The 20,153-nt window shown below is 48.7% G+C and carries 12 protein-coding genes, 3 tRNA genes and 3 rRNA genes; 8 read left to right on the top strand and 10 right to left on the bottom strand.

Features of this window, described 5'->3' with window-relative positions:
* Positions 1-27 precede the first annotated feature (27 nt).
* Positions 28-1,056, bottom strand: coding sequence for a holdfast anchoring protein HfaB (gene hfaB / locus HBAL_RS03260; RefSeq protein ID WP_015826502.1), 1,029 nt, complete (start codon positions 1,054-1,056; stop codon positions 28-30).
* Entirely contained in the window at positions 1,049-1,579 is a 531-nt protein-coding gene (gene hfaA / locus HBAL_RS03265) for a holdfast anchoring protein HfaA (RefSeq protein WP_233356731.1), read from the bottom strand. The genes hfaB and hfaA overlap by 8 nt, the downstream gene beginning before the upstream one ends.
* Positions 1,580-1,861: 282 nt before the next feature.
* Between hfaA and HBAL_RS03270 the strand changes: the two genes are divergently transcribed.
* The 7 genes from HBAL_RS03270 (at position 1,862) to HBAL_RS03305 (ending at position 9,325) form a co-directional block, all read left to right on the top strand.
* Positions 1,862-2,710, top strand: coding sequence for an SHOCT domain-containing protein (locus HBAL_RS03270; protein WP_015826504.1), 849 nt, complete (start codon positions 1,862-1,864; stop codon positions 2,708-2,710).
* 1,115 nt (positions 2,711-3,825) lie between these two features.
* Positions 3,826-5,276 (top strand): 16S ribosomal RNA (locus HBAL_RS03280).
* 238 nt (positions 5,277-5,514) lie between these two features.
* A tRNA-Ile gene (locus HBAL_RS03285) sits at positions 5,515-5,591 on the top strand.
* 48 nt (positions 5,592-5,639) lie between these two features.
* Positions 5,640-5,715: transfer RNA gene (locus HBAL_RS03290), tRNA-Ala, on the top strand.
* Between the two features lie 218 nt (positions 5,716-5,933).
* Positions 5,934-8,705: ribosomal RNA gene (locus HBAL_RS03295) — 23S ribosomal RNA — on the top strand.
* A gap of 266 nt (positions 8,706-8,971) precedes the next feature.
* Positions 8,972-9,086, top strand: a 5S ribosomal RNA gene (gene rrf, locus HBAL_RS03300).
* The 16S, 23S and 5S rRNA genes sit together here with 3 tRNA genes alongside, the layout of an rRNA operon.
* Before the next feature lie 162 nt (positions 9,087-9,248).
* Positions 9,249-9,325, top strand: a tRNA-Met gene (locus tag HBAL_RS03305).
* A 213-nt stretch (positions 9,326-9,538) separates the two neighbouring features.
* Here HBAL_RS03305 and HBAL_RS03315 read toward each other — a convergent pair.
* Entirely contained in the window at positions 9,539-10,081 is a 543-nt protein-coding gene (locus HBAL_RS03315) for an antirestriction protein ArdA (protein ID WP_233356732.1), read from the bottom strand.
* Positions 10,082-10,348: 267 nt separating this feature from the next.
* Here HBAL_RS03315 and HBAL_RS03320 point away from each other — a divergent pair, with 267 nt between their 5' ends.
* Positions 10,349-14,425, top strand: coding sequence for a HigA family addiction module antitoxin (locus HBAL_RS03320; protein ID WP_015826506.1), 4,077 nt, complete (start codon positions 10,349-10,351; stop codon positions 14,423-14,425).
* A gap of 12 nt (positions 14,426-14,437) precedes the next feature.
* Here the strand turns inward: HBAL_RS03320 and HBAL_RS03325 are convergent, their stop codons facing one another.
* From HBAL_RS03325 to trbJ, 7 genes are all read right to left on the bottom strand, one after another.
* Entirely contained in the window at positions 14,438-14,746 is a 309-nt protein-coding gene (locus HBAL_RS03325) for a DUF736 domain-containing protein (RefSeq protein WP_015826507.1), read from the bottom strand.
* A gap of 4 nt (positions 14,747-14,750) precedes the next feature.
* Positions 14,751-14,990: a DUF2274 domain-containing protein gene (locus HBAL_RS03330; protein ID WP_015826508.1), complete on the bottom strand. Its 240-nt coding sequence runs from the start codon at positions 14,988-14,990 to the stop codon at positions 14,751-14,753.
* Positions 14,991-15,001: 11 nt separating this feature from the next.
* Positions 15,002-16,249, bottom strand: coding sequence for a TrbI/VirB10 family protein (locus HBAL_RS03335; protein ID WP_015826509.1), 1,248 nt, complete (start codon positions 16,247-16,249; stop codon positions 15,002-15,004).
* Positions 16,250-16,254: 5 nt separating this feature from the next.
* Entirely contained in the window at positions 16,255-17,250 is a 996-nt protein-coding gene (trbG, locus tag HBAL_RS03340; RefSeq protein WP_015826510.1) for a P-type conjugative transfer protein TrbG, read from the bottom strand.
* Complete coding sequence (gene trbF / locus HBAL_RS03345) at positions 17,247-17,945, bottom strand: conjugal transfer protein TrbF (protein WP_015826511.1); 699 nt, start codon at positions 17,943-17,945, stop codon at positions 17,247-17,249. The genes trbG and trbF overlap by 4 nt, the downstream gene beginning before the upstream one ends.
* A gap of 201 nt (positions 17,946-18,146) precedes the next feature.
* Positions 18,147-19,451 carry a P-type conjugative transfer protein TrbL gene (gene trbL / locus HBAL_RS03350; RefSeq protein ID WP_015826513.1) on the bottom strand — a complete coding sequence of 435 codons (1,305 nt, stop codon included), beginning with the start codon at positions 19,449-19,451 and terminating at the stop codon, positions 18,147-18,149.
* Positions 19,451-20,146, bottom strand: a complete 696-nt coding sequence (gene trbJ, locus HBAL_RS03355; protein ID WP_015826514.1) for a P-type conjugative transfer protein TrbJ — start codon at positions 20,144-20,146, stop codon at positions 19,451-19,453. The genes trbL and trbJ overlap by 1 nt, the downstream gene beginning before the upstream one ends.
* Positions 20,147-20,153 lie beyond the last annotated feature (7 nt).

The raw sequence follows: 20,153 nt of genomic DNA on the forward strand, positions 1-20,153 counted from the left end.
TGTTCGGGCGAAGTTTATCGCCAATTATTAATTGTTTTTACGGCCGCGAAGCGTGACTTTTTTGGCGTTCTCAATGTCTCTATCGCGATCATCGTGCCAGCGAGATGCTTCTTCGCGTGTTTGACCATTATTTGTGGCAAGGTTTTCATACGCTTGCACGTAATTACCGGTGATCGAGTTTGTTGTTGGAACACCAATATTGTTGTTTGCCAGCGCGCCACAAACATCAGGGCTTGTGATACCGTATAAGTTGGCTGTCATTTCTAAGACAGCACGTTCGATGACTGAGCGGACAGCCAATTGAATTGGCTCTTGCGCGCGCTCACCAAGCCCGATGTCAAACACGTTATTGTTGGCAAAATCGAAAATTCCGGCTGAAATTTCACGGCCGATGATTTGTTTCTGGTAGGATATGACGTCGACAACTTCCAGAGATTCTGTTTCGACAAGACGTAGATCTAATCCGACATTGATGACGAACATTTTTGCGCCGCCATTGCCTTTAGGGTCTTCAACGTCGCGATCCCCGATAAAGCCATCAATTCCAACGGAGCGAATGTTGGAGTTTAACTCTGTGATACCACCCACAAGGTAGAAGTCAGATCCCGGGATTGATCCCGCAGTGATTTTTCTAAAGTCTTGATCTGCAGCATCGCCGATTAGCTTGTTGTTGGCATATTTTAATTCCAACTCAGAGACAGATGTATCAAAACGCTCAACAAGGCGTGCACCAGCTTTCGCAAAAGCGGAAATGGCCATAAGGGAAGCACCTTGCGTGACGCGGCGACCACCTTCAAAATCTTCTTTACCAGTATAATCAAGGATCCGACCGACAGCGATACGTGGCTGGCCTAGACCAACTTGGTGAGCATAATCACCCATACATACAAGGCTGGTCGAATAAGGTGTTGGGTTTGCTGTGACCGGTGAGCCACCGATTGGTTTGGTGTAATTTCCTGATTTCGTTGCAACAGGAGATACACAACCAGTTACCATGAGCGCGCTTGCTAGAAGAGCGACTGATTTTTTAGCATTTTTGCGAATTGGGCTAGTCATTCAGATCAAGCTCCCCATTTAGAATTACAGTTTGATCGCCAGAATTAGTTTGGTGTGAGTCGATGACGACAATATTGTTGCTACCGTTTGTGATGACGTTGAGTTGGTTTCCAACAGCGGTAGAATTCCCAAATCCTTGATAGCTTCCATAACCCGCGCCCGCTCCACGAAAATTGTGTCCGTAGACGCCACCAACGGAGAGAGAAGATAGATCATCTCCAACAACGATACGGCCATCTATAATGACGCGATTGCCATTTATGTCTCGTGAGCTGGCATCATAGTTTTGGCTTTCTTGCCCATAACTAAAGCCATAAGGGCGCTCAAACTCACCCGTGTATTGGGCGGCGGGGTTCGCAATAGCAGGAAGGACAAGACCTAGAGAGGCCATTGTTAATCCAACGATACCTGTTTTCATTCGGCGCAAAGTCATTTCGCAAATCCCGCGTACAATTATTTGACCGGGAATAAGCAATGATCGTGCCATAGCCCCAGATTGAATTTGCTGAGACTTTATATGCATATGGTTACCAAAAAACTGAATTCTTCTATTCACTTCTGCGCAAAATCAGGAGTCTTTGAACAATTTACAGTGAATAGTTTCTATAAGCGTCTCAGGTGTTAACTTTATTTCTTCTGGAGATAGGCTGGATGGTCGCCGCTATCGTTTGATTTTGTGTGTTGAATAAATTGCGTTCAGCGTACAAGTCGTGAAACTGTTCATGTTTTCGTCTCGCTAATGTCACTATAGTGTGGGATAATGGATTTATAGATTTATAAAGGCGACCTGAGAGGAGCCTAGACCATGAGAAAATTATCCCCCCAAGGTGAGCAATCGGTCAACGAAATTGCTCAACGTTATGGTGTGAGCTTTGATGCTATTGCGACCATGTTGAATGCTGTTGCAAATGGCGGAGGCACAATGGCGCAATTTAGCCATCCTGAATTTGGTGGTTCTGGCCAATGGATGCAGGGCGGAATGACCATGGTGGGAGACATGTTCAATCATGGCCTTAAGGCGCAGGTTGATAATGTCTGTTACGAATTGTCTGGTTTGCTGGCGAATACTCAGCCATTTGCACCTGTTCCAGTTCGCAAAGCGCCGGCTCATCAACAAAACAATTCTTTTCAATCTCAAAGTCAGGGGAATGGATTTAGCTTTTATATGACGCAAGGCGGTGCATGGTGGCCCGAAGAGCTTGGTCAGCCTTCTGCAACGGGCAGTCAGAACGACATGCAATACGCCTATTTCCCGAATATGCGGCGTTTGGCGCTAAATGCATATGGAAGCGTTGGTGTGTATGATACGCTTGACCATAATATTGGTGGCTTTGGACAACAGCAGAGCGGTGATGCATCTATCACATTTTCCAGCCAGTATGGAATCGTCTCGCTAAATAGTCTTCCACGGGTAGATAATGTGGTGCCCAAAGCTGAGGTAAAAGCGGAGCCTTCATCGATTGAGATGCCAAGGACAATGCAGCAGGCCCCAAATGATATCGAAGAATCACAGCAAGCAAGTCCCGTTAAGGGGGATGCCAAAGAATCCGATATCTTTGAGCTTTTAGAGCGTTTAGCCGGATTACGAGACGCGAAAGTTATTAGTGAAGATGACTTTGAAGCGAAGAAGCAGGATATTTTAGCGCGTATATAAGGTATAATCGCCCAGCGAATGCAGGTGAGGGATCACTTTAGGCATGATAATCTGTGTAAGGTTTGTGGATAAGCTGTGGAATCACGTAAAACCGGTAAAAAAGTGCATTATTCTGATTGACGCTGTCTGACTTCATCCATATAGGTCTGCGCTCTTCTTCGACATGAGGATATTGGCAGACCTGACTGAGGTTAGTGAGCAATGTCCTATTGGCTAATTTGATCAGTTTACGGACTTGTTTAAATTAATTGAGAAAACATGTTGACGGGAGAAGATGCGGTCTTTATACGCTGCATCTCTTCGCCGGCCATTGAGGTTTTGAGTTCGATCTATTCGAATTTAAGTGTCTCAATTTTAAGTAATTTTCTGCTCTTCGGAGTTTTTTTAAATAACTTAAATAATTGGTTGACGGGGTGAGGTGTGGTTATTATAAGCCGCGTCTCTTCGCCGATCACGGGGTTAATTCTTTACTCTTTTAGGGTAATAAAATTGGCTCAGTTTTTAGTGGTTTTCTTAGTTCTTTAGAGCTTCTGAAAATTACTTAAAATAAGTGGTTGACGAGCTGAGGGTCGGTCGTTATACACCGCCTCTCTCCGCTGAGAACAAACGGTTCTGCGGGCAACTTAATAAGTCGCCCACTAAGTCGTTGTTTTTAGTTAATTTCTGGCACTGAGGTGCATTTGATTGGTCTTCGGACTGTCCTGAAATTAATTGAAAATAGTTCTTGACGGACACGGTGCTGGACATTATATCCTGCACCTTCGCCGAAACGCTGAGACGGATGTCCGGCCGGAGGTTACAATTAAGGGTTCGAGCCCGCAGCGCTCCTGTCTCATTAAGTTGGGATGTTTGAGCGAAGTTTTGTAGATGTTTGACATTGTAAGATTGGAAGAGAAACGCAGGCGGCGTCGTGCTTGCTGAATTTTGAAGCTTCGGCTTCATATTCAACATTCGACAACGACGGTTTGCGTTTTTATAAAGGAAGACCAGTTCAATAGAACGATAGACTAAGTTTACTTAGTTTATATGACAATGAACGGGTCTCCCGTCAAAAAGTGCAAACGCTTTAAACAGCGATCAGATAGAAGATTACTATTTGATTCGTCAGGTCAACTCAACTTGAGAGTTTGATTCTGGCTCAGAACGAACGCTGGCGGCAGGCTTAACACATGCAAGTCGAACGCACTCTTCGGAGTGAGTGGCAGACGGGTGAGTAACGCGTGGAAACGTGCCTTTCTCTACGGAATAGCCCTTGGAAACGAGGTGTAATACCGTATACGCCCTTAGGGGGAAAGATTTATCGGAGAAAGATCGGTCCGCGTTAGATTAGTTTGTTGGTGGGGTAATGGCCTACCAAGACTACGATCTATAGCTGATTTGAGAGGATGATCAGCCACACTGGAACTGAGACACGGTCCAGACTCCTACGGGAGGCAGCAGTGGGGAATCTTGGACAATGGGGGAAACCCTGATCCAGCCATGCCGCGTGAATGATGAAGGCCTTAGGGTTGTAAAATTCTTTCACCGGGGAAGATAATGACGGTACCCGGAGAAGAAGCTCCGGCTAACTTCGTGCCAGCAGCCGCGGTAATACGAAGGGAGCTAGCGTTGTTCGGAATTACTGGGCGTAAAGCGCACGTAGGCGGATTAGTAAGTAAGAGGTGAAATCCCAGGGCTCAACCCTGGAACTGCCTTTTAAACTGCTAGTCTAGAGGATAGGAGAGGTCAGTGGAATACCGAGTGTAGAGGTGAAATTCGTAGATATTCGGTGGAACACCAGTGGCGAAGGCGACTGACTGGACTATTTCTGACGCTGAGGTGCGAAAGTGTGGGGAGCAAACAGGATTAGATACCCTGGTAGTCCACACCGTAAACGATGAGAGCTAGTTGTCAGCAAGCATGCTTGTTGGTGACGCAGCTAACGCATTAAGCTCTCCGCCTGGGGAGTACGGTCGCAAGATTAAAACTCAAAGAAATTGACGGGGGCCCGCACAAGCGGTGGAGCATGTGGTTTAATTCGAAGCAACGCGCAGAACCTTACCCACCTTTGACATCCTATGCTCACTCCAGAGATGGAGTTTTCTTCGGACATAGTGACAGGTGCTGCATGGCTGTCGTCAGCTCGTGTCGTGAGATGTTGGGTTAAGTCCCGCAACGAGCGCAACCCTTATCTCTAGTTGCCAGCATTTAGTTGGGCACTCTAGAGAGACTGCCCGAGTCAATCGGGAGGAAGGCGGGGATGACGTCAAGTCCTCATGGCCCTTACAGGTGGGGCTACACACGTGCTACAATGGCAGTGACAATGGGATAATCCCAAAAAGCTGTCTCAGTTCGGATTGTTCTCTGCAACTCGAGAACATGAAGTTGGAATCGCTAGTAATCGTGGATCAGCATGCCACGGTGAATACGTTCCCGGGCCTTGTACACACCGCCCGTCACACCATGGGAGTTGGTTCTACCCGAAGGCGCTGCGCTAATTTGGCAGGCGACCACGGTAGGGTCAGCGACTGGGGTGAAGTCGTAACAAGGTAGCCGTAGGGGAACCTGCGGCTGGATCACCTCCTTTCTAAGGATGTTGAGGAATTTCAATTTATTGATTTCGTCAACTTCTCTAGCATTAAGTTGCACCATATACTCTTTATCCAGTATGTGAGTGACAGCAAAAACATAGCGGCATGTCGCCGTCTTCGTTTCTCTTCCATCTCAGTCATCGACAACAATATGGTTTTTGTTGACTGAGAACAGCGAGCCCCGATAGGGCAGGGCAATGCGCAACACTGAGCATACCCTTGCATAGAAGCAATGGGTCTGTAGCTCAGGTGGTTAGAGCGCACCCCTGATAAGGGTGAGGTCGGAAGTTCAAGTCTTCCCAGACCCACCATTGCTTATCCTGATTGTGGTTCAATGAATTCGGTAGCAATATCGATAAGGGGCCGTAGCTCAGTTGGGAGAGCGGTAGCTTTGCAAGCTTCAGGTCGTCGGTTCGATCCCGTCCGGCTCCACCATTTAACTTAATCTATCTCATAGGTTCGCTGTAACACAAGTTTCGTCTAGGACTTCTGGTTCTAGATGGATTGACATTGTAAGGAGGTTGTTCATCCGCGCCATTACACCGGCGTTTTCCTCGAGGATGAACACGTAAAACTAAGTATCGTCTGACAACGATCCATAGCAAGGTTTAGAACACCGACATGTTCTTCTCTGCGCATGGGTATTGTTGAGTGATCAAGCGTCAAAAGGGCATTCCGGGAATGCCTTGGCAGTATGAGGCGATGAAAGACGTGGCACGCTGCGATAAGCTGTGGGGAGGTGCGAGCAACCTTTGATCCATAGATTTCTGAATGGGGAAACCCATCTCAGATTTAGTGGTTTTAAGCATGACCTTAGGGTGGTGTTTGGATCTACTAATTCATAAACGAGATACTTTAACCTGAATACATAGGGTTAAAGAGCGAACGCGGGGAACTGAAACATCTCAGTACCCGTAGGAAAGGACATCAACCGAGACTCCGTTAGTAGTGGCGAGCGAACGCGGACCAGGCCGAGCTTTGAAATAAACTGAATTGGATGGAAAGCCAAACCATAGTGGGTGATAGTCCCGTAAGTGTAAAATGATAAGCCGTTAGAGTAGGGCGGAACACGTGAAATTCTGTCTGAACATGGGGGGACCACCCTCCAAGCCTAAGTACTCCATACTGACCGATAGTGAACAAGTACCGTGAGGGAAAGGTGAAAAGCACCCCGACGAGGGGAGTGAAACAGATCCTGAAACGGAATGCCTACAAGCAGTGGGAGCTCTTCGGAGTGACCACGTACCTTTTGTATAATGGGTCAGCGACTTAGTCTCACAAGCAAGCTTAAGCCGATAGGTGTAGGCACAGGGAAACCGAGTCTGAATAGGGCGTCGAGTTTGTGGGATTAGACCCGAAGCCAGGTGATCTAGTCATGTGCAGGTTGAAGGTGCAGTAACATGCACTGGAGGACCGAACCCTTGAGCGTTGAAAAGCTCTGGGATGACGTGTGACTAGGGGTGAAAGGCCAATCAAACCTGGTGATAGCTGGTTCTCCGCGAAATCTATTTAGGTAGAGCGTCGTACGAATACCGTAGGGGGTAGAGCACTGGATGGGCTATGGGGACTCACCGTCTTACTGATCCTAACCAAACTCCGAATACCTACGAGTAATATACGGCAGACACACTGCGGGTGCTAACGTCCGTAGTGAAGAGGGAAACAACCCTGACCACCAATTAAGGCCCCCAAGTAACGGCTAAGTGGAAAAGCATGTGGAAATGCTGAAACAACCAGGAGGTTGGCTTAGAAGCAGCCATCCTTTAAAGAAAGCGTAACAGCTCACTGGTCAAGCGTTTCTGCGGCGAAAATGTAACGGGGCTAAAGCCGTTCGCCGAAATTGTGGACATGTAAATGTGGTAGCGGAGCGTTCTGTAAGTCTGTGAAGGTCAATCGTGAGGTTGGCTGGAGATATCAGAAGTGAGAATGCTGACATGAGTAGCGACAAAGCGGGTGAGAGACCCGCTCGCCGAAAGTCTAAGGTTTCCTGCGCAATGTTAATCAGCGCAGGGTTAGTCGGCCCCTAAGTCGAGGCAGAAATGCGTAGACGATGGGAATCAGGTTAATATTCCTGAACCAGGTGGTAGTGACGGATTGTGGAAGTTGTGTGCCCTTATTGGATTGGGTATGCCGCCAAGCAGTTCCAGGAAATAGCTCCACCATTAGACCGTACCCGAAACCGACACAGGTAGACAGGCAGAGCATGCCAAGGCGCTTGAGAGAACGATGTTGAAGGAACTCGGCAAATTACACGCGTAACTTCGGGATAAGCGTGCCTCTTTGGGTAATTCCAGAGAGGGTCACAAACTAGGGGGTGGCGACTGTTTATCAAAAACACAGGGCTCTGCGAAGTCGCAAGACGACGTATAGGGTCTGACTCCTGCCCGGTGCCTGAAGGTTAAAAGGAGGGGTGCAAGCCTCGAATTGAAGCCCAGGTGAACGGCGGCCGTAACTATAACGGTCCTAAGGTAGCGAAATTCCTTGTCGGGTAAGTTCCGACCTGCACGAATGGAGTAACGACTTCCCCACTGTCTCCAACATCGACTCAGCGAAATTGAATTCCCCGTGAAGATGCGGGGTACCCGCGGTCAGACGGAAAGACCCCGTGAACCTTTACTCTAGCTTTACAATGGCATTATCGATGGCATGTGTAGGATAGGTGGGAGACTATGAAACCAGAGCGCCAGTTCTGGTGGAGTCGTCCTTGAAATACCACCCTTGTCCTCGATGATGTCTAACCGCGGTCCCTTATCGGGATCCGGGACCTTGTATGGTGGGGAGTTTGACTGGGGCGGTCGCCTCCTAAATCGTAACGGAGGCGCGCGATGGTAGGCTCAGAACGGTCGGAAATCGTTCGACGAGTGCAATGGCATAAGCCTGCCTGACTGCGAGACTGACAAGTCGAGCAGACACGAAAGTGGGTCATAGTGATCCGGTGGTCCTGTGTGGAAGGGCCATCGCTCAACGGATAAAAGGTACTCCGGGGATAACAGGCTGATGATGCCCAAGAGTCCATATCGACGGCATCGTTTGGCACCTCGATGTCGGCTCATCACATCCTGGGGCTGGAGCAGGTCCCAAGGGTTTGGCTGTTCGCCAATTAAAGTGGTACGTGAGCTGGGTTCAGAACGTCGTGAGACAGTTTGGTCCCTATCTGCCGTGGGTGTAGGAAGTTTGAGAGGATCTGTCCCTAGTACGAGAGGACCGGGATGGACATACCTCTGGTGGACCTATTGTGGCGCCAGCCGCAGTGTAGGGTAGCTATGTATGGACGGGATAACCGCTGAAAGCATCTAAGCGGGAAACCTCCCTCAAAACTAGACTTCCCTGAGAGCCGTCGTAGACTACGACGTCGATAGGCCAGGTGTGGAAGCGTAGCGATACGTGAAGCTAACTGGTACTAATTGCTCGATCGGCTTGATCCGATACATACCCATGCGTGGCGAAGAATATGCCAGTGCATCGCTCGAAAAAGTGATCTTTACTTTTTCTGCGAAGATGTACGAAACATAAAAACTAGCTAAATACTGACTAACCATCAGTGCTCGGAGCGTAACGCACTCCGCAAAACAAATCCGGTATCTTAATGATACCAATCATCAAAAACATAATATGTGATTATGGTCTGATACTTAGTTTTACTCCTAACTACCAACAATAGTTAGGAGATCTCATTGTTCGATTTTATTGAACTGGTGATTATTGCGAGAATTCCCCACCCGATCCCATCTCGAACTCGGTCGTTAAGGTTCTCTGCGCCGATGGTACTGCGTCTTAAGGCGTGGGAGAGTAGGTCGTTGCCAGTTCTATAAAGTCGAACAATGCTATTACGTTCGTAAGAAACCTCCTTCATGGTCCTGAAATTCAGGGCAAAACGGCTTTGTCCTTTCTAGTCTAGGCTAGCTAGGTGAAGCCGTTTTTTAATGTCTACTTTTATGATCGCGAGGCGTCATAAATATTATAATTGATGCGGGGTGGAGCAGCCCGGTAGCTCGTCAGGCTCATAACCTGAAGGTCGTTGGTTCAAATCCAACCCCCGCACCCAATTTATTCCCAATAAAAACAAATACATACAATCAACCGTCCGCAAGGGCGGTTTTGGCGTTTCTAGCCTTGGGTTACATATGGGTTACAACGAAACAGGACACATCAAGAGATTTAGAGACTTTTATAAAGCTGTGGATAAGTTTGAGGCGTGGAGCGTCATCAGGTTTAGACGCTCCAAATAAGAATTGTGTAGTGATTTCCAACGGGGGAGTTAACTACATCGATAAGTGTATTGAATGCCTGCAATCACGGTCTCGCTATAATCTACTGACAGGTCCCGTGCCATAGCATCATAATCAATATAACAGGCGATAGGAGATGGTATCTCTCCATACAGGCCTTCTTGTACAAATTGTTCTGCAAGCTCTCTAAGGCTTGTTTCTGGGTAAATATCGATATCAAAATCATTAGGGTTCAGCGTGTTTGCATCAAAGCTATAGCCACACTCACCAACCGCAATTATGAAATGAATTTTCTGCCAGTCCTCCCAGCTCTCTACAATCTCAAAGAATGCGGAAATATTAGACTGATACAAACCAAATGCTTTAGCGAATGCATGGTCTAAATCACTGCCATCGATAAACTGGATCTCAAATTCTTCGACCTGGTCACCATAGGTATTCTTTAAGGCACTACTCTTAGCTTTAAACTCTTCGGCACTACCAAAGTAAAAGCCGGTTGCTGGCAAATCATAAGGCTGCGCGTGTAGGGAAATGCTCATCTTGTCTTCCTCCATTAGGAAAGGGTTGCTCATACAACCTTGCCCTTTGGCGAAAACGGGGTGTGCAAACGGAAAGTAAAATCCTCCACGGCTGGTGCGGCCCGCAAGCGAAGCTGAGGACACGGTAGGGGATTATTTTACTTGAAGTACGTGAGGGGCTGGTCCCTTAGTATAGAAATAAAATTACTACTTTAAATTTCGTGATATGTATAAATAGACGTATGTACTGTACTGTGATAAGATACAGTCGAATCGTTCAATTAAATTAGCATTGTATATGTGCATTTTGGCGGGTTGATAATGATGAACCAACATCCTGGTCTTTACATTCGTGAAAAAATTCTGCCGGAAAGCATGTCTGTTTCAGAAGCCGCAGAGCGCTTGGAAATCGGACGCCCTGCCTTGTCGCGTATGCTGAATGGGAAGGCGGCCTTGTCGGCTGAGCTTGCCGAAAAGATTGAAGCGCTCTTTGGGGCTTCGGCGGAACGCTTGTTGAAGATGCAAGCGGCGCATGACGCTGAACACGTAAAAACGGCGAGCGACAAAATCACGGCGGCTCCTTATTCGCCTGTCCACCTGGAAGTGCTCGAAAGAGAAATCAGCGCCTGGGCGACCAACCGGATAGACGCAAGAACAAGGCTGCCTGTGCTGATTCGAACGCTTGTTCACTCAACCTCTCGAAATGTGAACGCCATTGATTTTCCTGGGAACGATTCCGGCGAAAGGGCCGGATGGGATGGCTATCTAGAGGTTGCTGGTGCAACTCCTTGGACTCCAGCAGGCAAATCGGGATGGGAGTTTGGCTGCAACAAGAGCATAAAGTCCAAAGCTGACGGTGATTACGAGGCTCGAGTCAAAAGCGTAGCCGCCAATGAACGAAGAGAAATGACCTTCTTATTCGTCACACCTCACAGATGGTCTGGAAAGACAGACTGGATCAAAGCTAGAAACAAAGAAAACGAATGGAAAGAGGTCCGGGCGCTTGATGCATCAGATCTCGAACAATGGATACAGCAGTCTGTTTCCGCGCAAGCTTGGTTTGCACATGAGACTGGTCGCCCCACTGAAGGCGCAAAGAGCCTCAGTGAAGTCTGGGTTGAGTGGGTGGCCGACAGTGCGCCGGAATTGCCCGTTCAGCTTTTCGACCAAGCGATAGCGATGCATGAGGCCCAGATAATTCACTGGGCCAAGAAAGAGGATCATACTCCGCTCGTTATCGCTGCAGATTCAGTTATTGAGGGATTGGCTTTTGTCAAAGCCGCCTTTGACTCAATTGCGGATGAGCATCTGGTCGGGTATTCGGATCGAGCGTTGGTCTTCACCCAAGCCGACACGCTCACTTCGCTTCTAACGGTGAATTCTCGCATTATCCCCATTATCTGGGCTCCCGATGTCGAACGCAGCTTCTCCCCCTTTGCGAACAACTTGAAATCGATTCTCATCTACCCCAAGAACACCACTACCCGTGATCCGGACATCTCTATCGATCCGCTCAACTACGAGGCCTTCAGGCTAGGTCTCGAAGCGATTGATTGCAGCAGGGATGAGATTGATCGTCTGTCGAACGAATCGGGGCGCTCTTTAACGGTTCTTCGCCGGCGTCTTTCCCAGCTTGATGCGGTGAAAAGGCCTGAATGGACGACCGACGCGGTCCTGTCACGTTCGCTTTGCTGCTTTACATTGGCCGGAGCGTGGGACTCCAGGAACAAGACCGATAGGGATCTGGTGTCTCTCCTAGCATCTGCTGATGATTACTCAGAACTCGAGCCCGGGTTTGGTCGACTGCTTCAGCTTGACGATGCGCCGGTCTGGTCGCTCGGCGGAATTAGGGGGGTGGTTTCTAAAATCGACGCACTCTACGCAGTTTGCGGATCATTTACCGCCGCCGATCTGGAGCGCTTTTTTGATTGTTGCGAGCTTGTTCTTTCAGAAGATGATCCGGCGCTGGATCTCCCCCGAGAAGAGCGGTGGGCCGCGAGTATACACGGGAAAACCCGCGAGATATCAGGGGTGCTTCGAAACGCTATCGCGGAAATGGCGGTACTGCTCGCTGTTCATGGAGACAGCCTGTTCAAAGCGCTAACTGGTGTGGATGTGTCCGCGCGGGCAGACCGCCTCGTTCGCAATCTTCTTGCGCCCCTAACGGCCAGGAAGTTGGAAGCCAATAACCACGATCTGCAACACTATGCAGAAATCGCCCCCGGAACATTTCTTGAGATTGTGGAAGAGGACCTTCAACTGGGAGACCACTCTATCTGTCTTCAGGTTATCCGTCCCGAGAACACCGGCATTTTCGGAGGCGGATACGCGCGCACCGGCTTGTTGTGGGCGCTTGAAGGATTGGCGTGGCCTAGCAACCGTCTGACGCGCGTCGTGCATATATTGGGCACGCTCAGTCGTAAGAAGCTGGAAGACAATCTGGCGAACAAACCTATCAATTCACTTCTGTCGATTTTTCGTTCATGGATGCCGCAGACGAGCGCCGACCTTGATCAGCGCAAGGCCTCTTTTGACTACCTCAAGCGCAACTTTCCAGATATCGGCTGGATCATCGCCACGAACCAGTTCGACCCTCGTTCAACAGTTGGCGATTACAGTCACAAGCCCAAATGGCGAAATGACGGACATGGTTATGGCGAACCTGTCACGCGTGGTGAAAGCAGCGAGTTTGTTCTCCATTGCCTTGATGCCTGTTTATGCTGGCCTCAATTTGACAGAGAGAAGCTCGCGGACCTTGTGGATAGCGCAGACGGTCTCCTTCCAGAGCACCAAACCAAAGTCTGGGGGAGCATCAAAACTTGGAGCCAGACAGCTTCAGAAGCCGACAAAGCTTGGCTTCGCGAAAAAGTTCGCATGAACGCATATACACGACGCGCCGCAATACGCGCGAAGCGCAATGATGGCGACCTGTTTGAACCAACGGAAGTTGCTGAAGCTTTTGATGCCCTTCGTCCTGACGACGTAATCTTGGAGCATGAATGGTTGTTTCGAAACCAGTGGGTCGAAATGAACCAAGAAGACTTGGAGGACGCTGCGCAGGATTATGAAGCTCGTGAGACGAAGATCAAAGAACAACGTATCGAAGCGCTAAAGGTTATCCATGCCCAAAAAGGGCTGGAAGGCGTATTCCAGATGATAGAATTGTCTGGGACCAAATCTCTCATAGGACAATTGATGGTCTCCGTTCTTGATGAAACGGTTGCGACACTGGATTTTCTCTATCAAGCCATCGAACGTCCTACTCTCTCTGACAGCGACAGAGAGAATGTCTTTCGAGGCATTCTAAGCAGCCTCTCAGAGGCGATGCTTGGAGACGTTTTTGACCTAGCGGAAAACAAACTCCCTGCCACGACGCGCGCTCAGATTTTTCGTGAAGCGCCCTTTAATCCATCGACATGGGCGAGAGTTGCATCGTCACGGCTGTTGGAGGCCGAGTACTGGAGCTCGGTCCCCGCAGCTTATCTCTGGGTGCATCCTGATCACGTTGCGGAAGCTGTCAGCAAACTACTTGAGTACAATCGCCCTTACGCGGCCTTGAGTTTGTCTGGTCCGCGCATGGAACGCGTGCCCCACCGGCGACTGCTAGAAATGCTTGATAAGCTCACGGGCAGTGAAGAACACGATCAAAACATCGATAATATGGGGCAGTACTACATTACTGAAGCCTTCAAACGCCTGAATGCTGACAAGAGCATTTCGCGCAATGAATTGGCCCGATTGGAGTTTCGATATCTCCAATTGTTGGAGCGCACCGAATACGACATTCCGAATCTGGAAAATGAGGTCGCCTCCAATCCGTCAATGTTCGTAGAGGCTGTCGCGTATTTGTATAAGCGTTCGGATGATGGCGTTGATCCTGATTGGTTGCAGGGCGATCAGGAAGTAATCCAAAAACGCGGCTCCTCCATGTTCCACTTTTTCCAAGCGCTTAGCCGACTTCCCGGAAGAAACGCACGGGGGGAAGTGGAACCTGACCGTCTTATCGAGTGGATCAACAAGGTGCGCGAAGGTTGTCGTGAGCTAGCTCGGCTGGAGGCCGCTGAACTCAAAATCGGAGAACTCTTGGCAAAATCTCAAATCGGTGGCGACGGCGTGTGGCCCTCTGAACCTGTAAGGGATGCGCTGCAAGCTACCGCAACAAAATCTATGAAAAGTGGGTTCAGGACAGGGAAGTACAATCTGCGAGGAGTTGTAATGCGTGGCACTGGAGGAGACCAAGAGCGAGAGCTGGAGGCTCAATACAGGCATTGGGCTGAAGCACTACACAATTCTCATCCAGTAGTCGCAGCAGTCTTGACTGAAATGGCTGACGGCTATCGACATGAAGCGGAATATCATGACACGGAGACTAAAGTGCGAGGGCGGCTTCCATACTAAACACTACTTATGTTAGCTAGCGCGTTTCCACACCAACACCCCAGTCCCATTTTCAGCATTCTCAAAAAACGCTGCCCGAATAGGGGATGCAAAACTTGGATCATCTAGCTTCACAGCAAGATAGTTCGTCTCACCAGAATTAGATGCCTCTTTCCAGCCGGCACCTAATTCAGCACCGCCCGCAAATAGCCGATAATCTGGCGCATCCTCACTTGCTTTCTTCGTATTAGGTACAAGCTGCGCTTTGACATTAATTGTCATTGTGCGGATTGTGCCGGTGTATTTGCCGTCTTTAAGCGTAAAAATTCCAATCTGAGCCATGGTTTTAGTGTCCTTGTGTTGGTTGTGTTGCGTGAAGTGTTTTGCGCGCGCGTTTAAAGCCAGCATCGGAGTTTAAAAACGTATCAAGCATGGCAGGGATGAGTGTTTCAGGCTTTTCATTCCGGCCATAAGATTGTTGATAAAGCGCTGCATAGTCTTTGAGGGCAGAGGCTAAATCTGGCTCTAAACTAATGCTCATACGCACGGGCGTGCGATCAGGTAATTTATCTAGACGAAGAGGCATATGGTGCTCCTTTATTGGGTCGGTTCAAGAATGAGGTCGCGGGTGACAATGACGCGTAATGGCCACCCTGGGCGCACTTTTATCGTCGGTTGGATACCAAGCTGCTTATCAACAATGGCTTGGCCAGCTTGGTTAATTGTGTCGGATGTTCCATTGCGGATGGCGCGGACAATGTCGCTGTCATCGTTAGATCCAAGCTCTGAGCCAATATTTAGCAACGTGGCTAAACCTGCTGCCGCAAATACGCGGTCCCAATGATGATCTGTTTTATCTGAAAGACCAGCAAAACCTTGTGAATCTGCGCCAGGTGCTGAAATGATGATAGACCGCCCATCGGGAAAGAGTATTCTGTTCCAAGTGACGAGGGCGCGGTTTTGCCCAAAACTGACATTTGACTGGTAGCGCCCCAAAAGGCGTGCGCCTTGCGGGATGAGAATGTGATGCCCCGACGCAGTGTCATAAACCGGCTGCGTGACCTGTGCGATTATCGCGCCTGGAAGGTCAGAATTAATCCCTGTCACCAAAGAAGCTGGTATCAATGACCCTGCCATAATTTGATAAGGGGAGGCGGGTGTCTCTAAACGATGCGGATTATAGATATCGCTTCTTGTGTGTTCATTGGCAAAAGCAAGTTTCTTATCTTGTAAATTGCTATCATGTTGACCGCCAAAGCCAGATCCTGTTTGAGGCATGCTGGATTTGGCGAGCGCCATCAGCTCTGAGCGCGTTTCAAGCATGGCTTGATGCTGAGCGCTTAAGGCGGGTGTTGCTGAAGATGTGACTCCAGACCGAGATTGTAGCTGGAAAAAGACGGGCGCTTGACTTGCTGCTTCTGCCAGCTTTGCCTGACGCATACGTGCTGCGCGTTCAGCTTCATCTAATGGATTGGGTTTAAAACTGTGTGGATTGTTTGTTAGATAAGTGGGCTCAATACCTAAATCACGTTCAGCGGCTAATATGGTTGCCCCCAAATCCCCATTTAATGGCGGACCAAGTTTTGGCACATCATTATAGGTTTTAGGTAGCCGGGCTAATCCGTCCGGCTTGCGAGTATTGGTGGTATTATAAAGCTCACGCCGCTGGCTTGGATCAACAGCCTTTGGCGGTGCGAGCGCGATATTTGCAGCAGCAAATAACCCCATCACGCCAATACCAGCACCCACAATCAAAACCTTGCGGTTTATGCGCGTGACAGGCCGCGGTTTAGAGCGGATATTGAGCTTGTCTGCGTGCTCGGAAAATGGAATTGGATCAGACATATCCACTAGCTTCCAAATAGGGCAGCAAGGCCGGTGCGAGCTTTTACCCGCTCTATGCGCACGATTGTTTGGCGTTTGGTGCCAAGGCGTAATTCAGCTGCACGAAATAGACGGTCGACAATATAATAATTATTCTTGATGCGGTAATTGACCAATTCTGCATCCCCTGATTGTCCAACAACAAAAAGAGGTGGCATATCCGATGTTTTGATATTTTCAGGCATTTGGATGAAGACTTGTGCGCCATCATCAAAGACACGTACCGGCTTCCAGGGCGGGGATTGTCCTGTCAGCTTATAATCAAAGTTTAAGTCTTCGAGTGTAAGACCACTTTCAATGGAATTGGCTGCTCTTGCATGCGCGCGATCGTTCTTAGTTGTCAGTTCAGCAAAAGCATCTTTTGGATAGCGCCAGGATAAAGCTGCCATATAGCCAGATGACACAGATTCTAATTCAAGATGGTAAGTGCGTTTATTGGTAGCAATCATCAAATTCGTGCGGATATCTGCACTTATAGGTTTTACTAAGACATGCGCACGCGATGTTGAACCCGACCCTGAGAGCGTATCACCCACAACCCATCTCACGGTGTCACCTGCGGAGACCGATACCAGCTCTTCGCCGACCTGCAAGGCAATATCACTGATTTGTCCTGGGCTGGCATAGAGACGATAGAGCGCGCCTTCGGTATAAGGATAGATTTGTATCGCGTTGACATACCCATCCACTGAAGGCTCGATCAGCGCGTGTTGGCGTCCTTCTTTGATCGCTTGTTCAGGTGTAATCTTCTTTTTAGATGGCGCTTGGGGACCTATCTTTTTCATTTGTCCGGGCAAGGGGAGCGGTACAGTTGTTTCAACAATTTGGACGGGATGTTCACTTAAGTCTTCCAGAGGTCTAGCAGCTATAAAATCTTTAGGTGTAATGGGGGTAACCTCAGTTGTGGTGCAAGCTGTCACAAGTAAAAGAGAGACAGATGCTAAGAGGGATTTACGGATCATTTTGGATCTCCTGTAACAAGGTCTTGGCCCCAATTTAAGCTGTGCAGATAAAGCCCAAGCGGATTGGCGCGCAGGGTGGCAGCTGTTGAGGGCGTTTTGTGGATGATGGTAAAATTGCCAGTATAGCGCTGCGCTAAAGTGAGCGCGCCATTCTCATATGTTTTTTCAAGCCAGCGGGCTTGAAAGCTATCTTCAGAGACACGCACGACTGAGATGACATCTATTGTACGGGATTTTCGGCCGACATCCGCAAAAGGATCATTTGAACCAGCATATTCATTGAGCGTTGTTGCTGCTTTATCTGTGACAAAGTCATACGCTTTGAGCCAGTTTTGACGCACAATGACGGGATCAACAGAAAGCCCGCGGACATTTTCAATAAAATTGGCCAGATGATGCGCGATTTGTGCGTCTGAGGGAATATAGGTGTCATTGGCAGGCGCAATAGCGCGCGCTGCACCGGTTTCATCCACTTCGACCACATAGGGTGTGACGCTTGATTGAAGAGAGCGCCATATTAATGCACTCGAGGATAAAAAGCACAAACCTAAACAGCCTAGTGCTATAAGTCGCCAATTCCTTGCCTGGACGCGAGCAGAGCCTATGCGTTCATCCCAGATCTGCCCAGCCTTTTGGTAAGGCGTTTCGGGGAAAGGGCTTGGTCCATAACTGGAAGACGTGCGTTTAAATAGCATGGCTTCGTCCTGCGTTTGTTTGATTGAGAGGAAAAGAGCCTATGCGCTGCTGGCGCAGCGTTCTGTGTCTACAATTCATCCCCCGGATAAATTGTTTTGCTTGTCGCAAATCGACGACGAACTCCCAGATCTGCCCAGCCTTTTGATAAGGCGTTTCTGGAAACGGACTTGGTCCGTAAGAGGTGGTGGAGCGCTTAAACATTATTCGTCCTTGTTTTGTAAACTGGGGCTTGCGCCAGATGCGCCGCGATCTCCATCACGTACGCTATGCAGAGCGGCGCTGCTGGCCTGACCAATACGTTGCTGGGTTTGAAAACGCTTTGCCCAATTATCTGGCTGAGTATTTGAAGAGGCTGATGGCTCAGAAGAGGGTAAGCCACCCGTCGCGGACCAAACTGATTGGCTGCCCCTGGTGTAGGCTTGTTTAACACTATTGAGAGGCTTTGCAGTTTGCGCCTTTAATGCATCGCCACCTGCGCGTGCGATACCGCCCATGCCGCTAGCAATGGCACTTGTACCGGTTTTACCCGAAGCAACAGAGCCCATTGAATATGCCGTGCGTGCAGCACCGGCCATTGAGGTGCCTGCTTTAATCGCGTTGCCACCTCCAGATGCTGCTGCGCTAACTGCTGCACGGCTACCCATTCCAGCGACATAGCCCGATGCTGCAAGACCAGCCGCAGCGCCTGCTGCAGAACCAGCGCCCAATTGCGGTGCCCCCGTTATTAAACCTGCAGCAATACTGGGTGAAAATATTCCCATCCAGAAGAAAACAATAGACGCGAGCACTGTGCCCATAACCTGTGATAAGGTGATATCGACATCATTGGTAAAAGCATCCGTGACGCTGACAAAAAGGTTAGACCCAATACCTATTATGACAGCGAGCACCATGAGTTTAATGCCCGAACTCATGACATTACCCAAAACGCGTTCGGCTAAGAAACTTGTCTTATTCCAAAGTGCAAAAGGCACGAGTATAAAGCCTGTCAGCGTGGTGAGCTTAAACTCTAAAATGGTGATAAAAAGCTGCACGGCTAAGATAAAAAAGGCCAATATGATGACAGCCCAGGCAATGAACATGACAGCTATCAAAACAAAATTATGAAAAAAGCTTACCGGCCCTAAAAGTTCAGAAATTTCCTCTAATAGTGGGGCGGCTGCTTCAAATCCAACACCAGCAATATGGCCAGGGCGTAAGAGGTCGCTCGCTGTCATGGTGCCACCACCAGCGCGAAGGCCAAGACCTGCAAAACTATCAAAAATGATCGTCGCTAAAAACGTGAAATTACCAATGATGAAGGCAAAAAAGCCAACATAGAGTATCTTCTTGATAAGGCTGCCAATCACGTCGTGATTAGAAGAGAGTGCCCAAAATAAGCCAGCTAATGTAATATCAATTACGATGAGAGTGCTGGATAGATAAGCAACATCACCAGCAAGTAATCCAAAGCCTGAATCAATATAGGTAATGAAAGTGGCTAAGAAGGTATCAATGATATCCATTAATCATGACCTTCAATAAAGGCTTTGGTACGCGCACGGCCGCGTTCTGCTTCTGCTAATTGGCGTGCATTCTCTAAAACCTGAGCCCGGTAATGGCCCGCCATCAGATTTTGCATTTGGATAAGTTGTTGGGTTTGCAACCCTTCAATCTGATTGCCTGCTTGGACAGCTTGAAGATTACCTGAGGCAGATTGGCTCGCAGAGATTAAACGCTCTAAAGACGCGCTATCAACACGTGTGTTTTGTACGGTTTGAGCAGCAAGTTCTAGGCTTTCTTTAAAAGCGATACGTGATTGTTGCCATCTTGCGCGTGCTTGCGCGACAAGCTCTGCTTGGGCAGGGGGTGTATTTGTTTGATCTTCAGGATAGAGGTCTTCATATTGACGCTCTATTTCTTCAATGCGGTAACCAATGCCTTCTGCCTTTTCCGTCAGTGCTTCAATTTTGGCCAATCGGTCCAAAATATCATTTGCAATGCTTGTTGGCAGGCTTTCTAAATCCTTAGCCATGTTTTCAAGCATTTGTACTTCATTGGCGAGTTGAACAATTTGGTTGATGACTTCTTCAACCGCTTGCACCAATTGCAATATGCTAGAAATGTGATTGGCTGGGTCATAGACAACAAATTGGGCTTTTGCCGGAAGGCAATTGAGCGATGATGTTACAATAAGCAAGCTGGCAAGGAGGCGTTTCATGATCTTC

It is taken from the genome of Hirschia baltica ATCC 49814 (assembly GCF_000023785.1).
GTDB lineage: Bacteria > Pseudomonadota > Alphaproteobacteria > Caulobacterales > Hyphomonadaceae > Hirschia > Hirschia baltica.